The following is a 20,160-nucleotide window of genomic DNA, read 5'->3' as shown; positions in this document are numbered from 1 at the left end:
AGGCTAGCTGGAGGGAGTGCCGGTCACCCGCCAGATGCGCGGATTGCCCAGCTCGAAGTCCTGGAGGCTGTTCATGAAGGCCGCGACCGCCACCCGGCGGATCTCCGCCTGCTGGGCCGTCACCCGCGTGGCATTGTTTGGCCTGGGCGCGACAGACTGCGCGGTGGCGTCAATCAGGATGCAGGCGACGGTGGTATGGCCTCGCGCGCCGTTCACCTGAAGCTGCAGGTTGGCCTGCCCCGTCCCCGTGTGCCCCTGGCAGTCGACGCGCATGGTCCCCACGATGGTCTGCGTCCCAGGCGCTGCCCACAGGTTCGCGTAGCTGAGGGCGTTGATGGCCGCGACCGCATCAACGTGTGTCGCGGGCGGGAGCGGAAAGGGGAACGGGTTGTTCAGGACAGCGCCTGCATTGGTCTGGATTGCCATGGAGTGTCTCCGATGAGGGGGTTGCATCTTCAAGACGCATGCGCGCCGGATTCGTGAACCGCGCTCACGGTCAGCGGCTCACCGCGCTGCCATGGGCCCTGCCGACACCACTGCGCGGCCCTCGTAGCTCACCGTCAGTCCCACCACGGCTGAGTGCAGCGCGGCCCGCGGGCTCTCGCCGGCGCCTTTGAGCCCGAAGCTCAGCCCGACCTTGTCTTTCGCCGTGTAGCGGACCAGGGCCGCGAGCGTCGCCTGGGAATCGGCACTGCCGGGGATGCCGATGGAGTGGGTGGCCTCGATCATCAGGACGAGCTTGGAGCCGCGCCATCGCAGGGACAGCCCGGCGTCCGAGCGGATGTCCGTGGACGCCGCCAGGGCCGGCCGCGTGCCGAGCACGCGCGCCTGCGCCGTCACCACCAGCGGCTCCCAGCGCAAGTCGTAGCTCAGCGCCGCGTACGAGTGCTGGATGCGGGCCGAGTCCCCGTCCTGGCGCTCCGGCCCCGGCAGCACCCACCTCGCCCCGGCGGAGAAGAAAAGGGCCTGGCTCCCATCGAAGGTGGCCTCGCAGGCCCTGACCGCGGCGTCGACCTTGCGGCTCACCGCCTCGAGCGCACGCTCGTATTCGACCGCGGGCTCACCGGGCCGCGGCAGGGGCAGGTTCAGCACGTCCACCGCGTAGCGCTGGGATGTCTGATCGAGGCAGGCGCTATAACGTGGCCCGTAGAGGCTGCGCTGTCCGAGCAGTTCCAGGCTCAGTCCAGCCCCCAGCGTGACGTAACGGCTCGAGCCCCGGCTGTCCTCGAAGGGAGTGCCCTGGCGCAGGCTCAGGGCCACCGTGGCATCCTGAAGGAGCGCGATGAGCGGCCCCCACCGCTGCTGGCTGCGCTCAGCGGTGAGTTCGGAGTAGCTCCGTGTCTCCCCCCACGACGCCAGGTAGGGATTGAGCTGCAGCGCGATCACTCCCTGTCCGTCCTGGAGTGGAGAGCCCAGCATGCGCACCCCGAGGGCAAAGGGGGCTCGGGTGGTGGGGTGCAGCACCTCGCCCACCGCGGTGTCATCGAGCCCTGCGCCCATCTCGGAGGAGGCATCCAGCTCACTGGGGGCCTCCACGCCCTCCGGGCCCTCAGTCGCGGCGTGCTGTCCCCGCGCGGGCGTCGAGTGCAGGGTGCTGGTCAGGGCGAAGGCGATTAGGAGGCGGCTCATTCGCTCACCCAGAAGAGAAGGGTGATCACCTTGCCGTGCGACACCTTGCCCTCGACAGTGGCGGTGACCTCCGCCCGCGCCTGCACGGCGCCGATGCTCAGGGTCCCAGCGAGTCGGACCTCGCTCGTCGCCAGTGCGGGCTGCTTGAGCACGACACCGGCCTGGACGAAGACGAGCGGCGCGGCCTGGAGCCTGCTGGCGGGGATGAGCTGGGGATCGGAGCTGTAGGGGCGGGGCCAGGGGAGCAACGGTTGACGGTCAGCCTGCGTCCCGGTGCTCAGCAGGAACTCCAGCGCAACCCCTTGGAGCTGCCCGGTGGGCGCGTCCAGGACGAGCCTTCCTCCTGCCGCGCGCTCCGCCAGCGGGACCTTCATTTCGACATTCCAGGGCATGGTGAGAGTTCTCGGTGTGAGAGTGGAGGGAGGCCGTCCTCACGCCTCCTCGAGGGTCTGCGGCGCCCTGAGCTCTTCTCTCAGCGTGCGCTTGATCTCGAGCGAGTGCTTGCCCGTGGCATCGCTCACGATGCGCGCCATGTGCACGTCGACGGACTCAAAGGACGCGTAGGGGATGCACAAGGCGCTCGCGATGGTCTGCGGGCGGAGCACCTGGCCCATGGCGTAGTCCTTGGCCTCCACCTCAGCGACGTAGAGCGCCAGTTGCAGGGAGAAGCAGACGTCGTTTCCCGGCTCCAGCTTGAATCCCAGGACAGGGTTCTCACCTCGATGCAGCGTCGCCAGCCGAGGCCCGAGCCCGGCCTCCACGAGGTTCACGATCTGGATGGCGCCCTCGGGGCCGTGGCTGGACGACCTCTTGATATCGAGCTCCTCACCTGGCTGCTGGCGGATCTCCCAGCAGTCCCCGTAGACGGCCTCCTCGATGTTCGACGTGGAGGACGTGCCAGAAGTCTCGGACTGGATCATCCCCGCCACCTGCAGAGCGCCAGGAGGCAGCTGGTAGTCCCAGTAGCCCCCATGGGCGAGCGGCTTGACCGCCAGCACGAAGGAGAGATGTCCCGTGGCGGGCTTTCCGCCCTCGGCGGACCTGTCCTGCTGAAACAAGACGAGCCTGCGCGGACCATTGGTGTCGTTCTTGATGCGGAACTTTACGGGGGTGCTCATGGAGCCTTGCTCTGTGGAGAGTTCGTCCTTGAGGACGCCTTCCACCCGCGGGCTGTGAATTCACACGCTCTGGAAGGCGCGCGTCTCCCGCATGGCCAGGCTGAGCCTGGCCACTCACCGCATCACGAGGAGCGTGTCCATGAGCAGGTATCTACCATCCCCGAGGGAAGCCATTGCGGCCACGACCCTCTTGTTGCTGTACATCTCCCCAGCGCTCGTCGCGACGGGGGTGTTCGTCACCAATAATGGGCTGCGGCTGCTGGAGATCACCGAGCAGCTCGAGATGGAGGCCCTGGCGTACCAGGGACCGGACGTGCCGCTGAAGGCGGAGGGGGCGAAGCTCAACGCCCTCTGGGCCCAGTACCTGGCCACGCATTGGACCGCCAGCCAGGGGAACCGGGAGCTCTTCCTTCAGGCGGTGTCCAGCAACCTGAGGAGCAAGATCCTCCATGAGCAGTTCAGCTTCAACGTCATCATGACGATGTGCCTCACCCTGCTGCCAGGCTCCCTGTTGGGTTTTGGCTTCGCTTTCCGGCGCAAGTGGACGGGACCGTTCCTGCCGCAAGCCCAGCTGGCGCTGCAGGACTGGGGTATCAAGTTCCTGGTCCAGGCAGTGATGGCGTTCGGCATCATCTACTTCTTCAACCCGTTCGGGCAGGGGGCGAGCACTGTCTACGGCCTGCTGAAGTACCGCGACCTGTTCTCGAAGGACTCGCTGCCCATCTATCTGGACGCGACGGCGCCCGTGCGGCCGGTGCTGGTGGGCTTTCTTGGCTGGTACATGCACCTGCTGGGGTACTTCGCCTTCCGGCTCTACAGGCTGGACGTGGTGAGCACCCGCGTCTACGGGATCGTCTTCCGCCACCTCATCTTCGTGATGGGCCTGTCGGTGAGCTTCACCCTCACCGGGAGCAATGAGCTCCTCTTCACGATGTTCCTCGTCGGCTACCTGCCGATGTCCGCGCTGGGGCTGCTCAAGCAGGTCCTCCTCAGCAAGATCCCCCGGGACGGTGACGAGGAGCTGTCGCTGCTGGTCCTGCCCAACATCACCCGGTTCGAGGTCCTCAGGCTCGAAGAGGAAGGAGTGGACAACGTCTCCGCGCTGCTCACGGCCAACCTGGACAAGCTCAAGGCCTCGTTGCCCATGAACGCGGGGCTGCTCGAGCTCTGGCATGGCGCGGCCAGCCTCATCTGCGTGGTGGGCATCGCGAAGTACCGGGAGATGAAGGAGCTGTGCCTGACGGGCGCGGAGTTCGTGAGGCGGGTGCAGGAGCCCGCCTTCCGCGAGCTGCTCCAGAGCAAGGCCGGCTTGGCCAACCCTGACGAGCTCGCCGTGCTCATCCGCTCGATGCGAGGGGGGAACTGGACCGCGTGAAACGGCCGCGGCCGCGCGGATGCCGAGGCCCTGTGCCCCGACACCCGCGCGGCCGTCAGCCTCGCCGCCCGTCTCGCCGCTCAGAGCTGGATGAAGTAGTGGGTCGTGCCGGCCGTGCCCGGCGCCGGCGTGTAGTTCGGCAGCGGGGTCTCCACCACGCCGTACCAGGGGTCCAGGCAGATGTAGTTGCCGGCGGCGTTCTTGCCGACGAGCACGACCCAGTGCCCGCCCGCCGGGGTCCAGGCGACGTGGAGGATGCCTGGCTTGCTGCGGGTGGCCTTCCCCACGTACTTCTGCACGTTGCTCCAATCCCGGACCATGTGCGCCGAGATGCCGTTCTTCGACAACACGCTGATGATGGGGCTCTGCGTCGCCGCCACGTTGGCGAAGTCACGCGTGCCGTACTGATCGATGTTGATGCTCCCTTCGGCCTCGCCGAACCAGCGGCGCACTGAGGTCTCATCGAGCTGCTTTCCCTTCACGAGCTGGATGACCATCATCGTGCTCGCGCAGGCACAGCTGTTGTTCTTCTCCTGCGAATAGAGCTGATACGTATTGCCCAGACTGTCATTGACTGCTGACCACGCCATGAGATGCCTCCTTGTTGGGGGGGTACCTCAGAGACGTGGGAGGACAGGGGGCTGTGAACGAATCGGGCGGGAGAGGATGCCCCCTCCCGCCCGAGCCACCGAGCACAGTGCTCAGCCTAGCTGGCCGACCGCCGGTTGCGCGCCGTCCACTGCTTCTTCCCCGTGTTCTGGTCCGCGATGGACAGCTCGATGTCCACCGCCTTCAGGTTGGTCAGGTCCAGCTCGAAGAGCTTGGAGGAGGACACGTCGGACTTGATCAGCTCACCGGCCTGGATGTCCGTGACGTAGGCGAAGTACAGCTTCGGGGTCAGCTTGAAGTTCGCCTGGTCCCCCTGGGCGATGCGGCGCTTCACGACCAGCGGCGTGCCGCTCTTGGCCAGGCCGATGTCGATGAGCTGCGGGGCCTCGTTGCGGCAGCCCATCAGCCCGTCCACCGTGGCGGCCGGGGCCTTCTCCAGGACGTTGAAGTCCCCATCGTTGGTGAAGCGCCACATCTGGCCCACCGGCGTCTCCTGGATGGTGCCGCGCGCCCGCGCATCGTAAGAGGCGGTGCTCTCCTTCACCATGATCTCGAGCTGCACGGGGTACGTGATGCTCTGCTCACCCCCGCTGTTCAGCGGCAACACCTTCCAGGCCACGGGGAAGAGGGTGTCGTACATCTCGTTGAGGTTCGTGTCCGGCTTCTGGAAGACCAGGATGTACTGCTTGCCCGCATCCTTGTTGCTGACCTTGATGTAGATGTCGTTGCTCATTGCATCTCTCGTTCGAGGCACCGGTTGGTGATCACTTCGGAGGGCGTGCCTTTGCCTTCCGGCCTTGATGACGATGCAGCGCTCACCGCCGTGAACGTCCATGGAGCTCCGGGCGTGCGGATGCCCGGAAATTCCTCTTCCAGCCTCGGCTTCCTGCGCCCTGTCGAGAGGGGGAATCTCTAGCGACCAGTCAGTGCGCGTTCACAGCGCCTCCCCTCCGTTCGATCAAGCCTCCGGAGGATCGCGATCACCATTGCGGCTGACTGATTCTTTGAAAGAGGAAGAGTACAGGCAATCCGCAGTCGAGACTGCCCCAGACGTCATTGCCACCCATCGAGAGACGGAGGCCCAAAGCGCCCAGGCGCTCTTCGAGGAGGTGTGGCGGCACCATGCGGAGCACCTCTTCATGGTGTGCCTTCGAAAGCTGGGGGACGAGGCGGATGCCGAGGATGCGCTGGCGAGCATTTCCGTCACCGTGTTCGAGAAGCTGCCTGGGACCTACGATCGGATCCTGAACCTGCGCGCCTGGCTCGTTCAGGTGGCCATCAACCACTGCGTGGACGTGCAGCGCCGGCGGCGGCGCTACAGCCGGTTGTTCCTGGAAGAACAGGCGTGTGACGAGGAGGTGAACTCTCTCTCCTCCGACACGCTCACTCCCGAGGAGCAGCTGCTGGAGCACGAACTCTGGCAGGTCGCCCGCATGCTGATCAAATCGCTGCCGCCCCTGCTCCAGGAAGCCGCGGACCAGCACATCCTCAAGCATCTCCCCTACCCGCAGGTCGCGGACAACCTGGGCGTCAGCCAGGCCAACGTGCGCAAGCGGATCCAGAAGGCCCGCGACCTTCTGCGACAGCAGCTCTATGCCTACCTGGAGGACTGAAGTGTTCCGCCCTTGGTGGATCCTCATCCCCCATGGCGCGCGTGGTTGTACATCTCCTCCCGCCCGCGCGCCTCTCGAGCGGCAGGCGGGTCGCCGGATCCCCCAGGAGGATGTAGGCCCCCAGCTCCTGGCGGAGCATCCAGAGCTGGGCGCGCCGCACGCGGTCCGCGAAGGAGGAGAGCCGGGCCAGCTCGAGGTTCGTCTCGGTGAAGGCACGCAGCAGCGCCCCCAGGCCGATCCCCACGCGCTTGCCGGCGAGCATCGCTCGGAAGACGGAGAGGAAGCTCGCGACGCGACTGAAGGAACTGTCTGGCTCCTGGAAGCCATGGCTCCACGCGAGTTCCATGGGCCCCAGCACTGCCAGAGGTCCGTCCGGGTTCGCCAGCGCCGCCTGCGGAAGTGCGGACACGAAGGGCCGCTCTCCTTCGCGCGGCAGCGAGGCGAGGATGGCCTCCAGCTGTCCCGCCTGGCTGCCCGTCGCGTGCAGGCGCCTGAGCCATGGGTGGAAGGCGCTCGCGGCGGGAGTGCCCACCCCGAAGCCGGCGAAGTAGAACCAGATGCCGCCCGGCAGGAAGGGGCCTCGCGCCAGGTCTCCAGGCTCCAGGTGCTGACGGCCACCCAGGCACATCGTCCCCTGCAGGTGCCGCTGCGCGTCGCGGGAGCTCCAACCGGCTCGCGGCGCTCCCAGGCCGTGGCTGAGCGTGAACAGGAGGCTGGGCGCCTCCATTCGGGCCGTAGCGAGAAACCGTTGTGGGCTCCAGTCAATCGGGTCGCCGATTTCCAGGATCTCCTGGGCGGGGCTCGCGCCCACCATCAGCTGCTCTCTGCACCGGGAGATGATGGGCGCCACCAGAGTGCTATAGCCGAGGAGCGTGGCTGCGGTCCCATCGTGGACGGTGTGGAACACGGCGCGCCCCCGCGCGGGTGGGGAGGGCGCGCGCTCCCAGCGCAGCACCTTGGCCACGTAAGCCTCGAAGCCCGCGTCGTCGCGGAAGGCCAGGCGCCCCAAGAACGAGTCGCTCGCCAGCACCCGCTGCAGCTCGAAGGACAGCTCGTCGAAGTCCCCAAGCAGGAGCAGATACCGGGGCTGCTCGGTCTGGGGGAATGCCTCGTGCTCGAGCGCACGCCTCTTCCATGCAACGGCCTCCGCGTCACCAAGGCTGGAGGGGGCACGATGGATCCGGACGGGCGCTCCGCCCTGGTCGGCCTGGCGCAGCTCCATCAGCGGCTGGATCAGCGCCAGCAGCCGCTCGCCGCGCGGGCCTTCCGGGGCGATGACACCCCACCGCTGCAGGGACAGATCGTTGGGATCCCCGTCCGGCTCCCAAGGGTGGAGCGGCTCTGTGCCCTGGGCGGGACACGGCTCGTTCGCTGCGGACTCCACGGGGAGCCCCTCTGGTGCGGTGGGCCGATGGTCATCGGCATGAGCAAGGAGCAACTCGAGGTTCATCTCCAGGCCTCCTGATGCATGCGCGCCGCGCATGCTCCTGAGCGAGGCGGAGCCCATGTCCCCGACGGGAACCAGCCCGGCGCTTCCAAGCGGCTCGCCTCATCTCTTCTGACGTTCGTCGGCACCAGCCGTGAACATCAACCCGAGCCGGGCCGCTCCAATCACGGCCCCACCGGCTCTGTCGTCTAGCCAGATGTCATGCCCAGAAAGCTTCTCATCGATACGGATCCCGGCGTCGACGACGCCCTCGCGCTGTTCCTGGCCCTCGGCTCGCCGGAGGCTGAGGTGGTCGGCATCACGACCACGTTCGGCAATATCGAGACGGGGGCCGCGACGCTGAACGCGCTCTACCTGCTCGAGTTCTCCGGGCACCCGGAGATCCCGGTGGCGCGGGGAGCGCGCACCCCCGTGAACGGGGCATGCCGGACTCCCGCCACGCACGTCCATGGCGAGAACGGACTGGGGAACGTTCTCATCCCCGCGCCCCTTACTGCCCCTCTCCGAGCCTCCGCGCCAGAATTCATCGCGCGGACGGTGATGGACTCCCCGGGAGAGATCACCCTCGTCACCCTGGGGCCCCTCACCAACCTCGCTCTGGCCCTGGAACTGGAGCCGCGGCTGAGCACGGCCGTGGCGCAGGTGGTGGTCATGGGGGGAGCGTTCCGCGTCCAGGGGAACATCTCGGGCACCGCGGAGGCCAACATCTTCAATGATCCCGTCGCCGCGTCGCGCGTGCTGTCGCAGGACTGGCCACTGACCCTCGTCGGGCTCGATGTCACGACCCGGGTGGTGCTGACGCCGGATCACCTCCAGAGGCTTCGGCAGCCCCCCCATCGCCTCGGAGAGTTCATCTGGCGCATCACCCGCGTCTACGAAGACTTTCACCTGCGGCGGTACGGCCTCGTGGGCCTCTACGCCCATGATCCCACGGCCATCGTCTGCGTGCTGGATCCCACCCTCTTCCAGTACGAGGAGGCCCTCGTGGCGGTGACGCTCGAGGGGCGCGAGGCCGGGCGCACGGTGATGAAGCCTCTCCCCCCGGAGTCGCTGCGCGTGGCAAGGCACGTCCCGAAGATCTGCACGGACGTGAACGCAGGGCAGGTGATCGACTTCATCCAACGGCGTCTGGCGCGATGAGCCTCCCGGCCCGAGAGCAGCTCCGTGAGAGCCTGCAGCGCGTGAGCGCCATCGGGGATCCGCTCGAGCGCGAGTATGCCCAGCTGGAGGAGGCGCAGCGCCTCGACCTGCCCGTGGAGGGCTACCGCCGGCTGCTGCTGGCGCAAGACGAGACGATGTGGTCGCGGGTGTGGCTGTTGCGGAACCTCTCCCGTGTCCTGGGAGGGTTGGAGCGCCGGCTCAAGGTCACCATCGACTGGATGCGGCAGTTGTCCCTCTTTCAACTCTCCGCGCTGATCGGCCAGCTCACGATCCTGGTCGCGACCGTCTCCTACTTCCTGGATGCGCCGAACCGATACCAGCAGCGCATCCGCGCGCTGCGGAGCGAGGCAGCCGAAAGCGCGGGCTCTCGGTACAGCACCACTCGGATCCGCAACCTCCAACTCCTGGCCCAGGAGTGCGAGGGGTGGCCGGGCCTGGAGGCGGAGGAGGCGGAGTTGACGGGGATCGACCTGGGGCCCTGTCGCCGTCTTCGCTTTGCCCTGGCCGCCCTTCGGCAATTCCCTCCGGTACTCTTCTCCGAGGAGGGGTTCGACCTGTCCCATGCCCGGCTCGCGCGCGCCAACCTCCGAGGCGCGAACCTGCGCGGCGCCAGGCTCGCCGGGGCGAACCTCGAGAAGACCCTCCTCCAGGAGGCGGACCTCCGAGGGGTCGATCTGCGCGGCGCCAACCTGGAGGGCGCCAACCTGGAGGGTGCCAACCTGGAGGGCGCGCTGCTCCGCGGAGCCTCTCTGGCGAGGGCCCGCCTGGATCGCGCCATTCTCGACTCCGCCGACCTCTACGCCGCGAACCTCTCAGAGGCGGACCTCGTGTGGACCTCGTTGAGGGGCACCCACCTCAGCCGTGCCCGCGTGATCGGCGCCAATCTCAGCCGGGCGGACCTCCGAGGCGCGGACCTCTTTCAGGCGGACCTCTCGCGCGCGGCGCTGCGGAGGGCGGATCTGCGACGCGCGGGCACCATCGGCCTCAACCTCACCCAGGCCCGGCTCGACGGCGTTCAGCTGTCGGCGAGCGATCAGCTCCAGAGCGTGCGTGGCTGGAGCGGCGCTCCCCCGCTCGTGAAGAGCCAGGAGCGCCCCCGCTTCGGGCTCATCCGAGACGGCGCCCAGGACACCTTCTTCCAGGACATCCTCACGGGCATGAAGGAGGGGTTGGCGGCTGACGGGGGAGACCCGGTCATAGAGACCTGCGAGACGGACGGCGGCTCGGATGTGATCGCGCGGGAACGGCAGTGCGTGGAGGAGCTCGTCTCGCGAGGCGTGGAAGCGCTCGCGATCGCGCCGCGCCACCCCATGGCCTCCGCGGCGGCCCTCCAGGCCGCGTACCAGGAAGGTATCGCGATCGCCTGCTACGACCGGTGCGTGGGCGAGGACGCGATGCGCTACGTCTCTGGGAACTTCCAGAGCGATCAGCTCGAGCTCGGCCGGCGCTCAGGGGAGGCGCTCGTGAAGTGGCTCTCCGCCCGAGGCCGGCGCGATCAGGAGGTGCGGCTGGGGATCCTCCACTGCGGTGATAACGAGAACTGCTACCTCCGGTACATGGGCTTGCGGAGCGCCCTGGAGCAGGAAGGCATCTCGTGGAGCGTGGGGGCCCTGCGCGGAGGCTGGACGCCCGAGAACGCGCCGCCTGCCGCGGCGGAGGTCGCCGCGCACCCGAGCGTGGAGGTGCTGTGGTCCGCGAACGGGACGGGGACGGAGGCCTTGGTGGATGCTGTGCTCGTCTCTCCGCGCCGCGAGGAGCTCGTGGTCCTGGGGATCGACATCAGCCCCAGGCTCGCGCGGATGCTGCTCTCGTCCGAGACGCCATCCCCGCTCCTGGCTGTCAGTGGGCAGTCTCCGCGTCAGATGGGACGCTGCGCCGTCGCGGCCCTGCGGGCACGTCTCGAGCGCAAGAGCGTCGAGGCGCTCCCCACTCCCTGCCGAGCGCCTCACACGCCCAGCCTCCTCTACTCGCGCGAGTCGCCTGAGCTTGTCCGGAAGTTCCTCGCCGAAGGCGGCTGAGCGCGTGCGCGCGATGGGTGACGTCCTCGTTTCACAGGCGCCGTCGCCTCGCGTCTAGAGGAAGGGATCGCCTGATCCTGGCACCTGCCCGGGTGCCCCACCGAACACACCTCAGGAGTCACGGACATGGTCCACGGAGTCCTTCTTTCCTATAGCGGCAAACAGGCGTGCATCGTCATCAGCCATCATGCGGGGTCCGTGACTGCGATCAGCCTCTACAGTCCGGACTCGGCCACCTACGATCACTACGCCGCGGTGATCAAGATGGAGGAGCAGGCGTACGGCCTGGCCAACAAGGATCCGTCGGACCATGAGGACATCCACAGTGAGATGGGCCGTCTCATGGGCCGCGATTCAGAGTCCACCAAGACGCACAACACCCACTTCCACTGGGTGGGAGGGAAGCCGCTGTCCCTGGAGCAGTTCGGGGGGCTCCTGCAGAGGCTCGTCAAGACGAAGGTCCTCTCCCGGCCCCAGATGACCGCGATCCTGCAGGTGCTCTCGGCGTAGGCGTTCACTTCGACTTGGCAGCGCGTTCGAAGGCCTCGCGGGCTCGCTGGATCTCGGGCTTGTGGCTTTGCGCCCAGGCGGCGAGCTCGCTCACCGGTTCGAGCAGCGTCTGTCCGAGCCGCGTGAGTTCGTAGTCCACGCGCGGTGGAGTCGTCGGAAAGACGGTCCGCTTCACGAGCCCGTCTCGCTCCAGGCCGCGCAGCGTGAGGGTCAGCATGCGCTGAGAGATCCCTTCGATGGCACGCTTCAGATCGTTGAAGCGCATCGTGCCTTGCCCGAGGTTGACGGTGACCATCACGCTCCACTTGTCCCCGACCAGGCTGAGGATCTCACGCGTCGCGACGCAGTCGTCGTCGAAGCGCCCGGTCATCTTTCCGTTCCCTAGTGACTTCAATGTGCCTCCTTGTCCGGCATCCGCACGGTATGCGAGACATCCCAGGTCACTATCCGTCACCAGGAACAAAAGGGTAACTACCCATGAGTGCTCCGATCGGCGGCAGCGCGAGTCCGTCCAATGCTCTTCCCATCAGCCTGTGGGTCGTCCAAGTGCTCCTGGCCATCGTCTTTGTCGGCACAGGGTTCTGGAAGCTCCTGACTCCGGTCCCGAAGCTCGCGGCGGTGATCCCGTGGGCAGGACAGGTCCCAGCAGGGTTCCTGTACGCGACTGGAGTGATCGATCTGTGTGGAGGGCTCGGCATCGTCCTGCCCTCGCTCACGCGCATCAAGCCGGGCCTGACTGTCCTCGCCGCGCTGGGCTGCGCGGCGCTCCAGGTCTCCGCGATTGTCTTCCACTTCTCGCGAGGCGAGGCCGCGAATACCCCCTTCAACTTCCTGCTCGTCGCGCTCTCGCTCTTCGTCTTCTGGGGGCGACGGTCCCGAGCCCCCATTCAGCCCCAGGGGGCAACGGGGCAGGGGTGAGCGCTCAGGCCGCCGCGCTCACCAGGGTCCAGTTGCCTCGAGATGCGTTCAGGCAATCCCCGAGGAAGCGTAGGTAGCAGTCCAGCCCCTTGGCGCCGATGGCCGCCAACCGGCGTGCCCTTTCGGGCTGAGGCACCAGCGCCTCCTCCATCATCCGCTCGTTGAGCGCCGTGTGTCCGACGTCCACCGCGGCATGCTCCTTGAGGAAGGAGAGCTGCTCCATGGACTCGCGTCCGAGCACTCGCGTCACCTGCGAGAGGATTCGCGGCACCAGCTCCACCGCGAGGTAGCCCACCTCGTACTCGATGGCCGCCTGGCCGATGGGCAGATCGCTCTCGATGGTGTCGTCATGCAGCTGGCGGTACGCCCGCATCGCCTCCGTGGGGGCCTGCGCAATCAGCGCATCCGCGTCGAGTTGCTGCGCGTAGCGCGTATTCCAGCGGCGTACCAGCACCCGCGCGTCCTCGATGGTCATCAGGTGGTGTCCGGCCTCGTGCTTCGAGTGGGTGATGAGCCCCTGGCCGAGCTTCTCCATCCCGAGCGCGATGCAGCGCTCGCCCGCACCGCGGATCCACCCCTCCACCGGCTCGGTCATGTACGCACCTCGTGCGGACCACTCGATCATGAAGCGCTCCAACAGTGCGGGGGAGATGTCGGAGGACAGCAGGGCTTGGACTGTGGGCTCCGTCTCCAACCGGGTCCGGGTCTCCAGGACGTGAGGTAGGTACATCGTTTTCATCAGGGTCATGACAGCTCCTTTTCTGAGAGGGTGGGCAGACGGCCTGCCGTCTGCATGTGGATGTGCTCCAGAAACTCGGGGACGAGCTCAGCGGAGATGAGCCAGAGGTACGGCTGCGCGCCGCCGTGCACGTCTCCCGCTGGGACTGCCGGGATGTGGCGGCCGAGCCCTTCCTCCTCCATGAGAACGAAGGTGTCGCGGCCCCGGCGGGAGTACCAACCGCGCGCTGCGTTCAGCAGGGCCTGGTGGGCCTCCTGCTCCTCGGGAGCCAGGGGAAACAGGCGCATGGCATCCAGCAGGCGGAAGGGATTGGCCCCGCGCTGGCCCACCTCCATCACCGCCGCCGCGACGGGCCGGCCCCGGCGGCGTGCGACCAGGATGTGACGCTCCCGCTCCAGTCCGGCCTCGCGCCACGCTCCGGCAGCAGCCGCCAGGTCCAGGGACTCCAGGCTCAAATCCAAGGCTTCGATGTAGCTGGCGGGGCGCAGGCGGGCGATTTGGCTCGCGAGCAGCTTCAGCTCACCCGGCGTTGCCGGACCGAGCGTCATGCCTACTGGGAGCGCTCCGCTCATCTCGGTGCTGGAGACGTCCACCATCCGCACGGGGAGCAGCAGTGTCCGGTCCGTGTCGGCCATGCGCCGCGCGAAGCCGCTGTGCGCGCGGTGGATGAAAGGCACGGTGCTCTCGATGTAGGCCCCCAGCCACTGGAAGCCAGGGTCGCTCTGCGCGTGCTCTACCGTTCGGACGTAGAGATCCCGGAGGACTCCTGCCGTGGAGCCCGGTGGCGGAGAGCTTCCCGGCCGTTTCGCCAACTGGTGAATCAGCCACGTGGCGCGGTACGGCTTCATGATGGCGAGCGTCCCCTCCACGCCACGCGAGGAGGGCCATGCCGTCAGGCACATGAGGTGTGGCAGGTGCGCGGCACGCCGTCCCAGGTCGACGAAGCTCGTGCGCAGGTCCTCGAACCCTTCCGCCGAGTGGCTGGCGAGGCTGAAGTAGCCTGAGTCGATGAAGAGCTGCCACAGCGGCTCCACCAGGCTTCCATCGGTCCGAGTGGTGGGGCAGAGCGAGCGTGTGACGAGCTCCCTCCAGCGGTTCATGTCCAGGCCGGTGAGCGGCTCGACCCGCAGGCCGCAGACACTCGTCCCCACCGCAGTGACCGACACGTGGCGGATCTCTGCGCGCAGGTGGATGGGCGCTCCGTCCTCGGTGACGAGCGTGCTGGAGGGCAGCACTGTGCCTGGCTCGAGTTTCTCCCCGGGCAGGAGCCGCACTCCCAGCCCTCCGAAAGAGACATCGAGTACTTCGCACTCTTGCCCGGGCCAGGTGGGGAGCGGCAGGTGGATGCGGGTGGCGGGCGGCGGCGCAACACGCCGGTGGGCACGGTGGCGGATGCGCAGGAGGCGCTCCGGCAGCGGCGTCCTGAGCTGGTCCTTCTCCCAGGTGCCCTCCTGCAGGCGCATGCGATAGACGGAGTTGTAGCCCGCCACCTCGGCCTCGCATGCGAGCGAATCTCCTCTCTCGGCGGGGACAGCGCACCTCCAGTGGAGGCACCCGGAGGAAAGGTCGACATGCTCCAGCACCAGGCGCGCTACCCGTCCGCCCCGGCGCAGGAGTCCCCGTCCGCCCAGGGAGGCTGCTGTCATGAGGGCTCGCTGGATGTGCTCGGGCTCGACGAGCTCCTCTTGAACCCGCGCTGTCCCGTCTGCTCGATCGAGGGCAGCCTGCGCCTCCCCTCGGAGAAGGGCTCTGCCGGGTTTCGCCCGTGTCTCTTCGATGAAGTCGTGGGTCCCAAGGTGCGGTGACATGGCGTCCATTCCCTGCGAGGACGACCGGATGCGCTCGTCCTCCTGGGCGCCGTCTTGAGCACGGGGCGTGCCAGCGAGTTTTCACCTGGCGCGCGGCCGCGAAGAGCCCTGGCCAAGGGCCGCCATCGCGGCAACGCCGTGGAATGATTCAGCCCATTCGCGGCCAGCAGGGCAGCGGTGGAGTCGCTGGCTCCCGGACCCGCGTGGCGGGACTACGCGGCCGCGTGTTCGCGACACGCCCGGGGCACGACTCCATTGGGTCAGGCGATGGCGGACAGCACGTTGACCGCTGCGCTGTGGAGGCTGGGCGCGGCAGCCAGGAAATCAGCGCTCGTCAGACTCCAGGGGCGGCCATGGGTGTCGGTGATCCTGCCGCCAGCCTCCTCGACCAGCAGGGCACCCGCCAGCAGTCCGGAACGGACCTGGGAGTATTGCCAGAAGACATCCATCCGCCCATCGGCGATGTGGATGAGCTGCAGGGTTGCGGGCACGGACACGTGCTGGACCAGAGCACTCTCCAGCATCGCGGTGACGGACTGGCCGATGCGGCGGTAGGTGTCACGGTCCTCTCCCGGCATGGCCTGACCCGTTCCCACAAGGGCCGCGTCCAGCTTCGTCTTCCCGGAGGCGTGCAGTCTCACTCCGTCGAGATAGGCCCCGCCGCCCCGGACCGCGGTGTATGTATGGCCAGTCATCGGCAGGTACACCCCTGTCAGCACCGGGATGTTGTCGCGCACCAGCGTCGCCGTGACACACCAGTTGGGCATCCCGTGGATGTGATTGATGTTGCCCTCCACGGGATCGATGACCCACCACTCGCCTGGAGGCAGTGCCCCCGTCTCCAGTTCATCCTCCACCCATCCCGCCCCTGGACGTGCCTCTGTGAGCAACCGGCGCAGGATGCCCAGCGACTCCACATCGTTTGCCTGGAGCGCGGCGAGAATGGCGTCCCGGCTTCCCGGACGCGCGTCGAAGGAGAATCGGTTCTTCAGGTGGCGACCCGCAGCTTGGACGGCGGCCACAGTGGTGTGCATCAATGTTTCATCATCCGCGAGCGTTGGCATGTGTCCCTCTTGAGACCGTCAATGGCTGCGGATAAGATGCGAGCATTCGCTCACATTCGCTACTCGCTTTCCGCCCATGGCCGCGCGCCGTCCTGCCCATACGATCAACCCGAGGAAGAAACCTGGCCAGAAGCGCTCGGAGGCGACTGTCGCCGCCGTGCTGGAGGCAGCGGCTCGCATTCTGGAAACAGAGGGCTTCGAGGGCTATACGACCAACGCCGTGGCCCAGCGTGCCGGCATCAGCATCGGGTCGCTGTATCAGTACTTCCCCAACAAGGACGCGATCACCAAAGCGCTGATCCTTCGGGAGACGAGTTCGCTCCTGGAGGAAGTCGCCGCCATCCGTACGGAGCGCCGTGGGCGCAAGGGTCTCCAGCGGTTGATCGAGGCCGCCGTCGCCTATCAGTTTCGACGTCCGGCCCTGGCGCGGCTCCTGGATCTGGAGGAGCGCCGCCTGCCTGTCAGCCAGGAACTGCAGAGCGTGGGGGAGCAACTCGCCATCACTGTCCAATGGTGCCTCGACGCGCCGGACATGGCGGCGGTGCCTCGAACCTCCTTCGCAGCGGAAGATCTCCTGGCCATCGCGAGAGCCATCGTCGACGCCGCGGGAGAGCGCGGCGAGCGCAATCTCGTGGCACTCGTCGAACGCGTCAGCCGGGCTGTCTTCGGCTACCTGGAATACGTCCCAGCCTGAGCGCTACGGCTGGGGCGGCAGCAGCAGCGCGTCCCGGACCTCGGTGGGCGGGTGGGCCCCGAGCGCCAGGTAGATCTCGAACCACGCCAGATAGGAACGCCAGGAGGGATCGCGCTGGTCGATGAGCGAGCGCTGCGCCTGGCCCAGCCTCTTGGGCACGTCGAAGGGCATCGGTGTGCTCCCCTCCGAGTGCAACTGCGCCGTGAACCAGAGCACATCCAGCTGATTGGCATCGACCGGTACCTGCGTGCGCTCGAGAAGGGTGTCGGCGTGCGCGATGGCCTGCCCCAGCCAGCGGGCTGCCTGCGCCGGGTCTCGGCGGTCCACGGCATTCTCGGCCAGCCGCATCTCCGCCAGCGTCACGGCGCTGATGTCTTCATCGCGGTCCGATTCGGCGAGCTGCTCCAGGAACAGCTCGCGTCGCTGTTCCAGTGCGCGTGCCGCGGCGTCCATGTTCCCGAGCCGGGTCTCCGCGTTGGCGCGCAGCCCCGCGGCGATGATGCGGTAGGAGCGCTGAACGTGCCGGGGCGTGGCGTGTGGCCAGATCAGCGTGGCCTGCACGGCGGGAGTGGCCAGATCTCGGTCCACGCTGTCCAGGTCCTCCAGCGCCCGCTGTGGCTGATTTGCTCCCAGTTCGGCGGCGCAGCGGGCCAGCCTCACCACCAACCGGTTGCGCAGCCCTTCCGTGTCTCGGGGAGCCGATTCCACGGTGAACATCTCGCGATTGTAGAGCGCCAACGCACGCTCGAACCGGCCCGCGGCAAGGTTGTAGAGCGCTGCTCGGTCAAGGACCAGGGGGACGAAACGGGCCAACTTCGGTGCGGCGTCCACCATGGTCAGGGCTTGATCGGCCGCCTTCGCTGCCTCCTCTTCGCGGCCAACGTGCAGGAGCGACCGGGCACGGGCCAGGGACACCGCCAGTCCCGCCGCGTTGTCCACATAGGGAAACTTGTCCCGCTGATCGAGGTAGCCCAGGGCGATGTGGTAGTTGCCCACCTGCGTGTGCAGCATTCCCAGCGCGCCGAGGATCATTGCCCGGTAGCGGATGTTGGTGCGCACCAGGTCCAGGGCAATCATGTAGTGCCGGTTGGCACGCTCGGCGGCGGCGGGATCGTGGCTGCGCAGGAAGTCCTCGTGCTGGATGGCGCCAGAGAGGGCGTGCACCGCGCGCTGGTTCTTGAGCTCCTGCCACGATGAACGCAGCTCCTTCACGGCCGCCGCTACCGCCTCGGCGTGGGCGCGGTCATCCTCCAGCTTGGGGAGCTGGCGCGCCATGACGTAGGCCTTCACGAAGTGCGCGAGCGGTTTGGCCATCTTCGCGGAGGTGGTGGTCACCTCCTTCTCCACCACTTCCGGGCTGGCACCGGCCCGCAGCCGCAGGTTGATGGATTCGACAGCGCTCTCCAGCGAGCCCGTCCGTTGCGTCACGAGATCGAAGTCGGCACGGGCTTCGTCCTGGCGCTGCCTCCCCAACCGGCGGTAGCCGCGGCCCATCAGCGCGCGCCGGTACAACCGTTCGGCCCGGCGGCGCTCTTCGGTGCCGGCCGGGGCGTCGTCGACGTACACCGTCGCCAATGCTTCCAGCACGCCGTCAGCGCCGAGGTTCGACGCGCGCTCGACGGCGTCTTGCACCAGGGCGCGCCGGCGGAGGGGATCCTTCTGCTGGTGGTAGAACGCGATCAACGCATCCCGGACAGGGCGGGGGGGACGCTCTTCGTGCAACGCGTTGACGTGCCGGCCCAGCTCCAAGGCAAACGCATAAGCCGAGCCAGCAGGGGCCGTGGCGAGCGCCTGGGCCATGGCGGCATCCGCCTCGTCGTAGGGGCGGCCCCGGTACAGGGCCCGGACGGCGGCGCGAGCGAAGTCGAGCTGATCGTCGTCTTTGAAGGCCTTGTTCATCGAGAAGAGGCGCGCGGTTTCGACCAGCGCCTTCCGGTCATCGAGTTGGCGGTACAGCGCGTCCGCTTGATCGAAATAGGCCTCCAGCACCCCGCGCGGCGTGGTGTCGGTCACCTGGGCCGCCTCCAGCTCCTGTCGCGCCTGCGTGAAGTCGCCCGCGGACATCGCCAGCTCGCTGCGCACCACGTGTCGGAAGACGGCGGAAGGCGGGCTGGGAGCGGCGGCGGGATCCAGCGCCGCCATGCGCTGCTGCTCGGTCTCCCCCTGCTCGTCCACCATGCGGCCGTGCTCGCGCTCCTTCATGTCACGCCGGTGATCGATGAGGATTCGCAGTGGCTCCGAGAGCCCGGCAGTGGCGGGATCGTTCACCAAGGACATGTGGCGGGCGTAGAACTCCGCCGCTTCGAAGTCCTCGAAGGCCAGGTGGAGCCGGCTCAGGCGCATCATCAGCAGGCGGCGGGGCTTGGGCCGTTCCTCGAGCAGCAGGCGGTGGCGGTAGAGCAGGAGTTCATCCGCGCGCCTGCCCACCATTCCCAACTCCTCGGTGAGGCGAGGCACGTCCCAATCGCTGGGAACCTGTCCGTCCAACGGCAGCTGATACACATCCAGCGAGTGATCGCGCGAGCAGGTCGTCAGGAGTGACGAGGCCGCGGGCGCCGGGTACTCGCAGCTCCAGGCCGCGCTGGTGAGCTGGTCAGGACTGGAAGCGGCGGCCAGCTCGGGAGCATCGTCCCGCTCGGAGGCGAAGGGCACCCGGAACAGCATTCCGCTGTCACTGGCGTCGATCACCCCGTCCTCGTTGGAGTCCGTGAAGAACTGCACCACGTACAGGAAGCGCCCATCCCGCGAGAACACCGGCTGGCCGGTCTGCCCCGGGAGATCGAGCGCCAGGGGGATGGGGACCGAGCCAGGGCGGTCCAGCCGGACTGCTTCCAGGTGGGGTGCGGCGCGCGCGGCGAATCCGGGGCCCACCTGTTGCACGGAGCGTTCGACCGGGACGTACACCAGCCAGCGCCCATCCGGAGAGAGGGTGGGACTGGTCAGGTTGCGCTCAAGCAAGGAACTCACGTTCCACTCGCGCTCCAGGGAGATGCGCGACAACTTCAGATCTCCCTGGATGGTTGCCCGGCTCACCAGCGCGACATGCGAGGCATCGATCCATTCAGCCTGCAGCGCGCTGGCCTCTTCCTCGAGGCAGCGGCGGCCCTCCCCACCTGGCAGATCCCGGACACACAGTTGGCCGCTGGCCTGGTTTCGGAACGAGATGTAGAGCAGGTGCTTGCCGTCGGGGCTGACCCGAGGCCACGTCACGTCGGCGCCTTCGTCGAAGAGGCGGTGCTCGCGGCCTCCTTCCAGATCCTGGATGTAGATCTCGGTCGCGATGTTCCGGTTGGACACGAAGAGCAGCGTCTTTTCATCGGGCGTCAGCTGCCCCAGGAATTGATCTCCCACGCCCACGGTGAGCCGTGAGGGCGTGCGCAGGCCTCCATCGTTCTCATCATCCTGCGCCCAGGCGACGCCCGCGATGAGGGCGACCAGGGCCATGAGGCAGCACCCT

General features: G+C 67.6%; 20 protein-coding genes. 8 read left to right on the top strand and 12 right to left on the bottom strand.

The features are described 5' to 3' along the window. Nucleotides 1-3: 3 nt before the first annotated feature. From KY501_RS16210 to KY501_RS16195, 4 genes are all read right to left on the bottom strand, one after another. Nucleotides 4-426, bottom strand: a complete 423-nt coding sequence (locus KY501_RS16210; RefSeq protein WP_224363974.1) for a hypothetical protein — start codon at nt 424-426, stop codon at nt 4-6. A 78-nt stretch (nt 427-504) separates the two neighbouring features. Next, nucleotides 505-1,629: a hypothetical protein gene (locus KY501_RS16205; protein ID WP_224363973.1), complete on the bottom strand. Its 1,125-nt coding sequence runs from the start codon at nt 1,627-1,629 to the stop codon at nt 505-507. Beyond that, nucleotides 1,626-2,003 (bottom strand): hypothetical protein, encoded by a 378-nt coding sequence (locus KY501_RS16200; RefSeq protein ID WP_224363972.1) that lies wholly within the window; start codon nt 2,001-2,003, stop codon nt 1,626-1,628. Before KY501_RS16200 ends, KY501_RS16205 begins: the two co-directional genes overlap by 4 nt. A gap of 57 nt (nt 2,004-2,060) precedes the next feature. Further along, nucleotides 2,061-2,747, bottom strand: coding sequence for a hypothetical protein (locus KY501_RS16195; RefSeq protein WP_224363971.1), 687 nt, complete (start codon nt 2,745-2,747; stop codon nt 2,061-2,063). 139 nt (nt 2,748-2,886) lie between these two features. Between KY501_RS16195 and KY501_RS16190 the strand changes: the two genes are divergently transcribed. Beyond that, a complete protein-coding gene (locus KY501_RS16190; protein ID WP_224363970.1) occupies nt 2,887-4,122 on the top strand; it encodes a hypothetical protein in 1,236 nt (411 codons plus the stop codon). A gap of 80 nt (nt 4,123-4,202) precedes the next feature. On the opposite strand, the gene KY501_RS16185 is transcribed toward KY501_RS16190, so the two are convergent. Together KY501_RS16185 and KY501_RS16180 are read right to left on the bottom strand one after the other, a co-directional pair. Beyond that, nucleotides 4,203-4,712: a C39 family peptidase gene (locus KY501_RS16185; protein ID WP_224363969.1), complete on the bottom strand. Its 510-nt coding sequence runs from the start codon at nt 4,710-4,712 to the stop codon at nt 4,203-4,205. Nucleotides 4,713-4,828: 116 nt separating this feature from the next. Beyond that, a complete protein-coding gene (locus KY501_RS16180; RefSeq protein ID WP_224363967.1) occupies nt 4,829-5,464 on the bottom strand; it encodes a hypothetical protein in 636 nt (211 codons plus the stop codon). A 253-nt stretch (nt 5,465-5,717) separates the two neighbouring features. Here KY501_RS16180 and KY501_RS16175 point away from each other — a divergent pair, with 253 nt between their 5' ends. Then, nucleotides 5,718-6,344: an RNA polymerase sigma factor gene (locus KY501_RS16175; RefSeq protein WP_224363966.1), complete on the top strand. Its 627-nt coding sequence runs from the start codon at nt 5,718-5,720 to the stop codon at nt 6,342-6,344. Here KY501_RS16175 and KY501_RS16170 read toward each other — a convergent pair. Beyond that, nucleotides 6,262-7,794 (bottom strand): hypothetical protein, encoded by a 1,533-nt coding sequence (locus KY501_RS16170; RefSeq protein ID WP_224363964.1) that lies wholly within the window; start codon nt 7,792-7,794, stop codon nt 6,262-6,264. The two genes, KY501_RS16175 and KY501_RS16170, sit on opposite strands and share 83 nt — an antisense overlap. A gap of 198 nt (nt 7,795-7,992) precedes the next feature. On the opposite strand from KY501_RS16170, the gene KY501_RS16165 reads away from it, so the two are divergent. From KY501_RS16165 to KY501_RS16155, 3 genes are all read left to right on the top strand, one after another. Then, a complete protein-coding gene (locus KY501_RS16165; protein WP_224363962.1) occupies nt 7,993-8,931 on the top strand; it encodes a nucleoside hydrolase in 939 nt (312 codons plus the stop codon). Then, a complete protein-coding gene (locus KY501_RS16160; RefSeq protein ID WP_224363960.1) occupies nt 8,928-10,970 on the top strand; it encodes a pentapeptide repeat-containing protein in 2,043 nt (680 codons plus the stop codon). The genes KY501_RS16165 and KY501_RS16160 overlap by 4 nt, the downstream gene beginning before the upstream one ends. Nucleotides 10,971-11,096: 126 nt before the next feature. After that, entirely contained in the window at nt 11,097-11,480 is a 384-nt protein-coding gene (locus KY501_RS16155) for a hypothetical protein (RefSeq protein WP_224363959.1), read from the top strand. 4 nt (nt 11,481-11,484) lie between these two features. Here the strand turns inward: KY501_RS16155 and KY501_RS16150 are convergent, their stop codons facing one another. After that, complete coding sequence (locus tag KY501_RS16150; RefSeq protein WP_224363957.1) at nt 11,485-11,874, bottom strand: winged helix-turn-helix transcriptional regulator; 390 nt, start codon at nt 11,872-11,874, stop codon at nt 11,485-11,487. Between the two features lie 83 nt (nt 11,875-11,957). Between KY501_RS16150 and KY501_RS16145 the strand changes: the two genes are divergently transcribed. Continuing rightward, on the top strand, nt 11,958-12,398 hold the full coding sequence (locus KY501_RS16145) for a DoxX family protein (protein WP_224363955.1): 441 nt from the start codon (nt 11,958-11,960) through the stop codon (nt 12,396-12,398). A gap of 4 nt (nt 12,399-12,402) precedes the next feature. Here the strand turns inward: KY501_RS16145 and KY501_RS16140 are convergent, their stop codons facing one another. Together KY501_RS16140 and KY501_RS16135 are read right to left on the bottom strand one after the other, a co-directional pair. Continuing rightward, nucleotides 12,403-13,146, bottom strand: a complete 744-nt coding sequence (locus tag KY501_RS16140) for a hypothetical protein (protein ID WP_224363953.1) — start codon at nt 13,144-13,146, stop codon at nt 12,403-12,405. Next, a complete protein-coding gene (locus KY501_RS16135) occupies nt 13,143-14,627 on the bottom strand; it encodes a PilZ domain-containing protein (RefSeq protein WP_224363952.1) in 1,485 nt (494 codons plus the stop codon). Before KY501_RS16135 ends, KY501_RS16140 begins: the two co-directional genes overlap by 4 nt. An 81-nt stretch (nt 14,628-14,708) precedes the next feature. On the opposite strand from KY501_RS16135, the gene KY501_RS16130 reads away from it, so the two are divergent. Continuing rightward, nucleotides 14,709-14,942, top strand: coding sequence for a hypothetical protein (locus tag KY501_RS16130; RefSeq protein ID WP_224363951.1), 234 nt, complete (start codon nt 14,709-14,711; stop codon nt 14,940-14,942). A 263-nt stretch (nt 14,943-15,205) separates the two neighbouring features. Here the strand turns inward: KY501_RS16130 and KY501_RS16125 are convergent, their stop codons facing one another. Next, nucleotides 15,206-16,009 carry an inositol monophosphatase family protein gene (locus KY501_RS16125; RefSeq protein ID WP_224363950.1) on the bottom strand — a complete coding sequence of 268 codons (804 nt, stop codon included), beginning with the start codon at nt 16,007-16,009 and terminating at the stop codon, nt 15,206-15,208. Nucleotides 16,010-16,085: 76 nt separating this feature from the next. On the opposite strand from KY501_RS16125, the gene KY501_RS16120 reads away from it, so the two are divergent. Then, the gene (locus tag KY501_RS16120) at nt 16,086-16,703 is read left to right on the top strand and encodes a TetR/AcrR family transcriptional regulator (RefSeq protein WP_224363949.1); all 618 of its coding nucleotides are present in this window, start codon (nt 16,086-16,088) and stop codon (nt 16,701-16,703) included. Nucleotides 16,704-16,706: 3 nt separating this feature from the next. Here KY501_RS16120 and KY501_RS16115 read toward each other — a convergent pair whose 3' ends face one another. Next, entirely contained in the window at nt 16,707-20,147 is a 3,441-nt protein-coding gene (locus KY501_RS16115; RefSeq protein WP_224363948.1) for a TolB-like translocation protein, read from the bottom strand. Nucleotides 20,148-20,160: the final 13 nt, after the last annotated feature.

The organism is Hyalangium versicolor (genome assembly GCF_020103695.1).
Lineage (GTDB): Bacteria > Myxococcota > Myxococcia > Myxococcales > Myxococcaceae > Hyalangium > Hyalangium versicolor.
The sequence above is the reverse complement of the archived record's forward strand: the minus strand, read 5'-3'. Positions and strand labels throughout refer to the sequence as shown.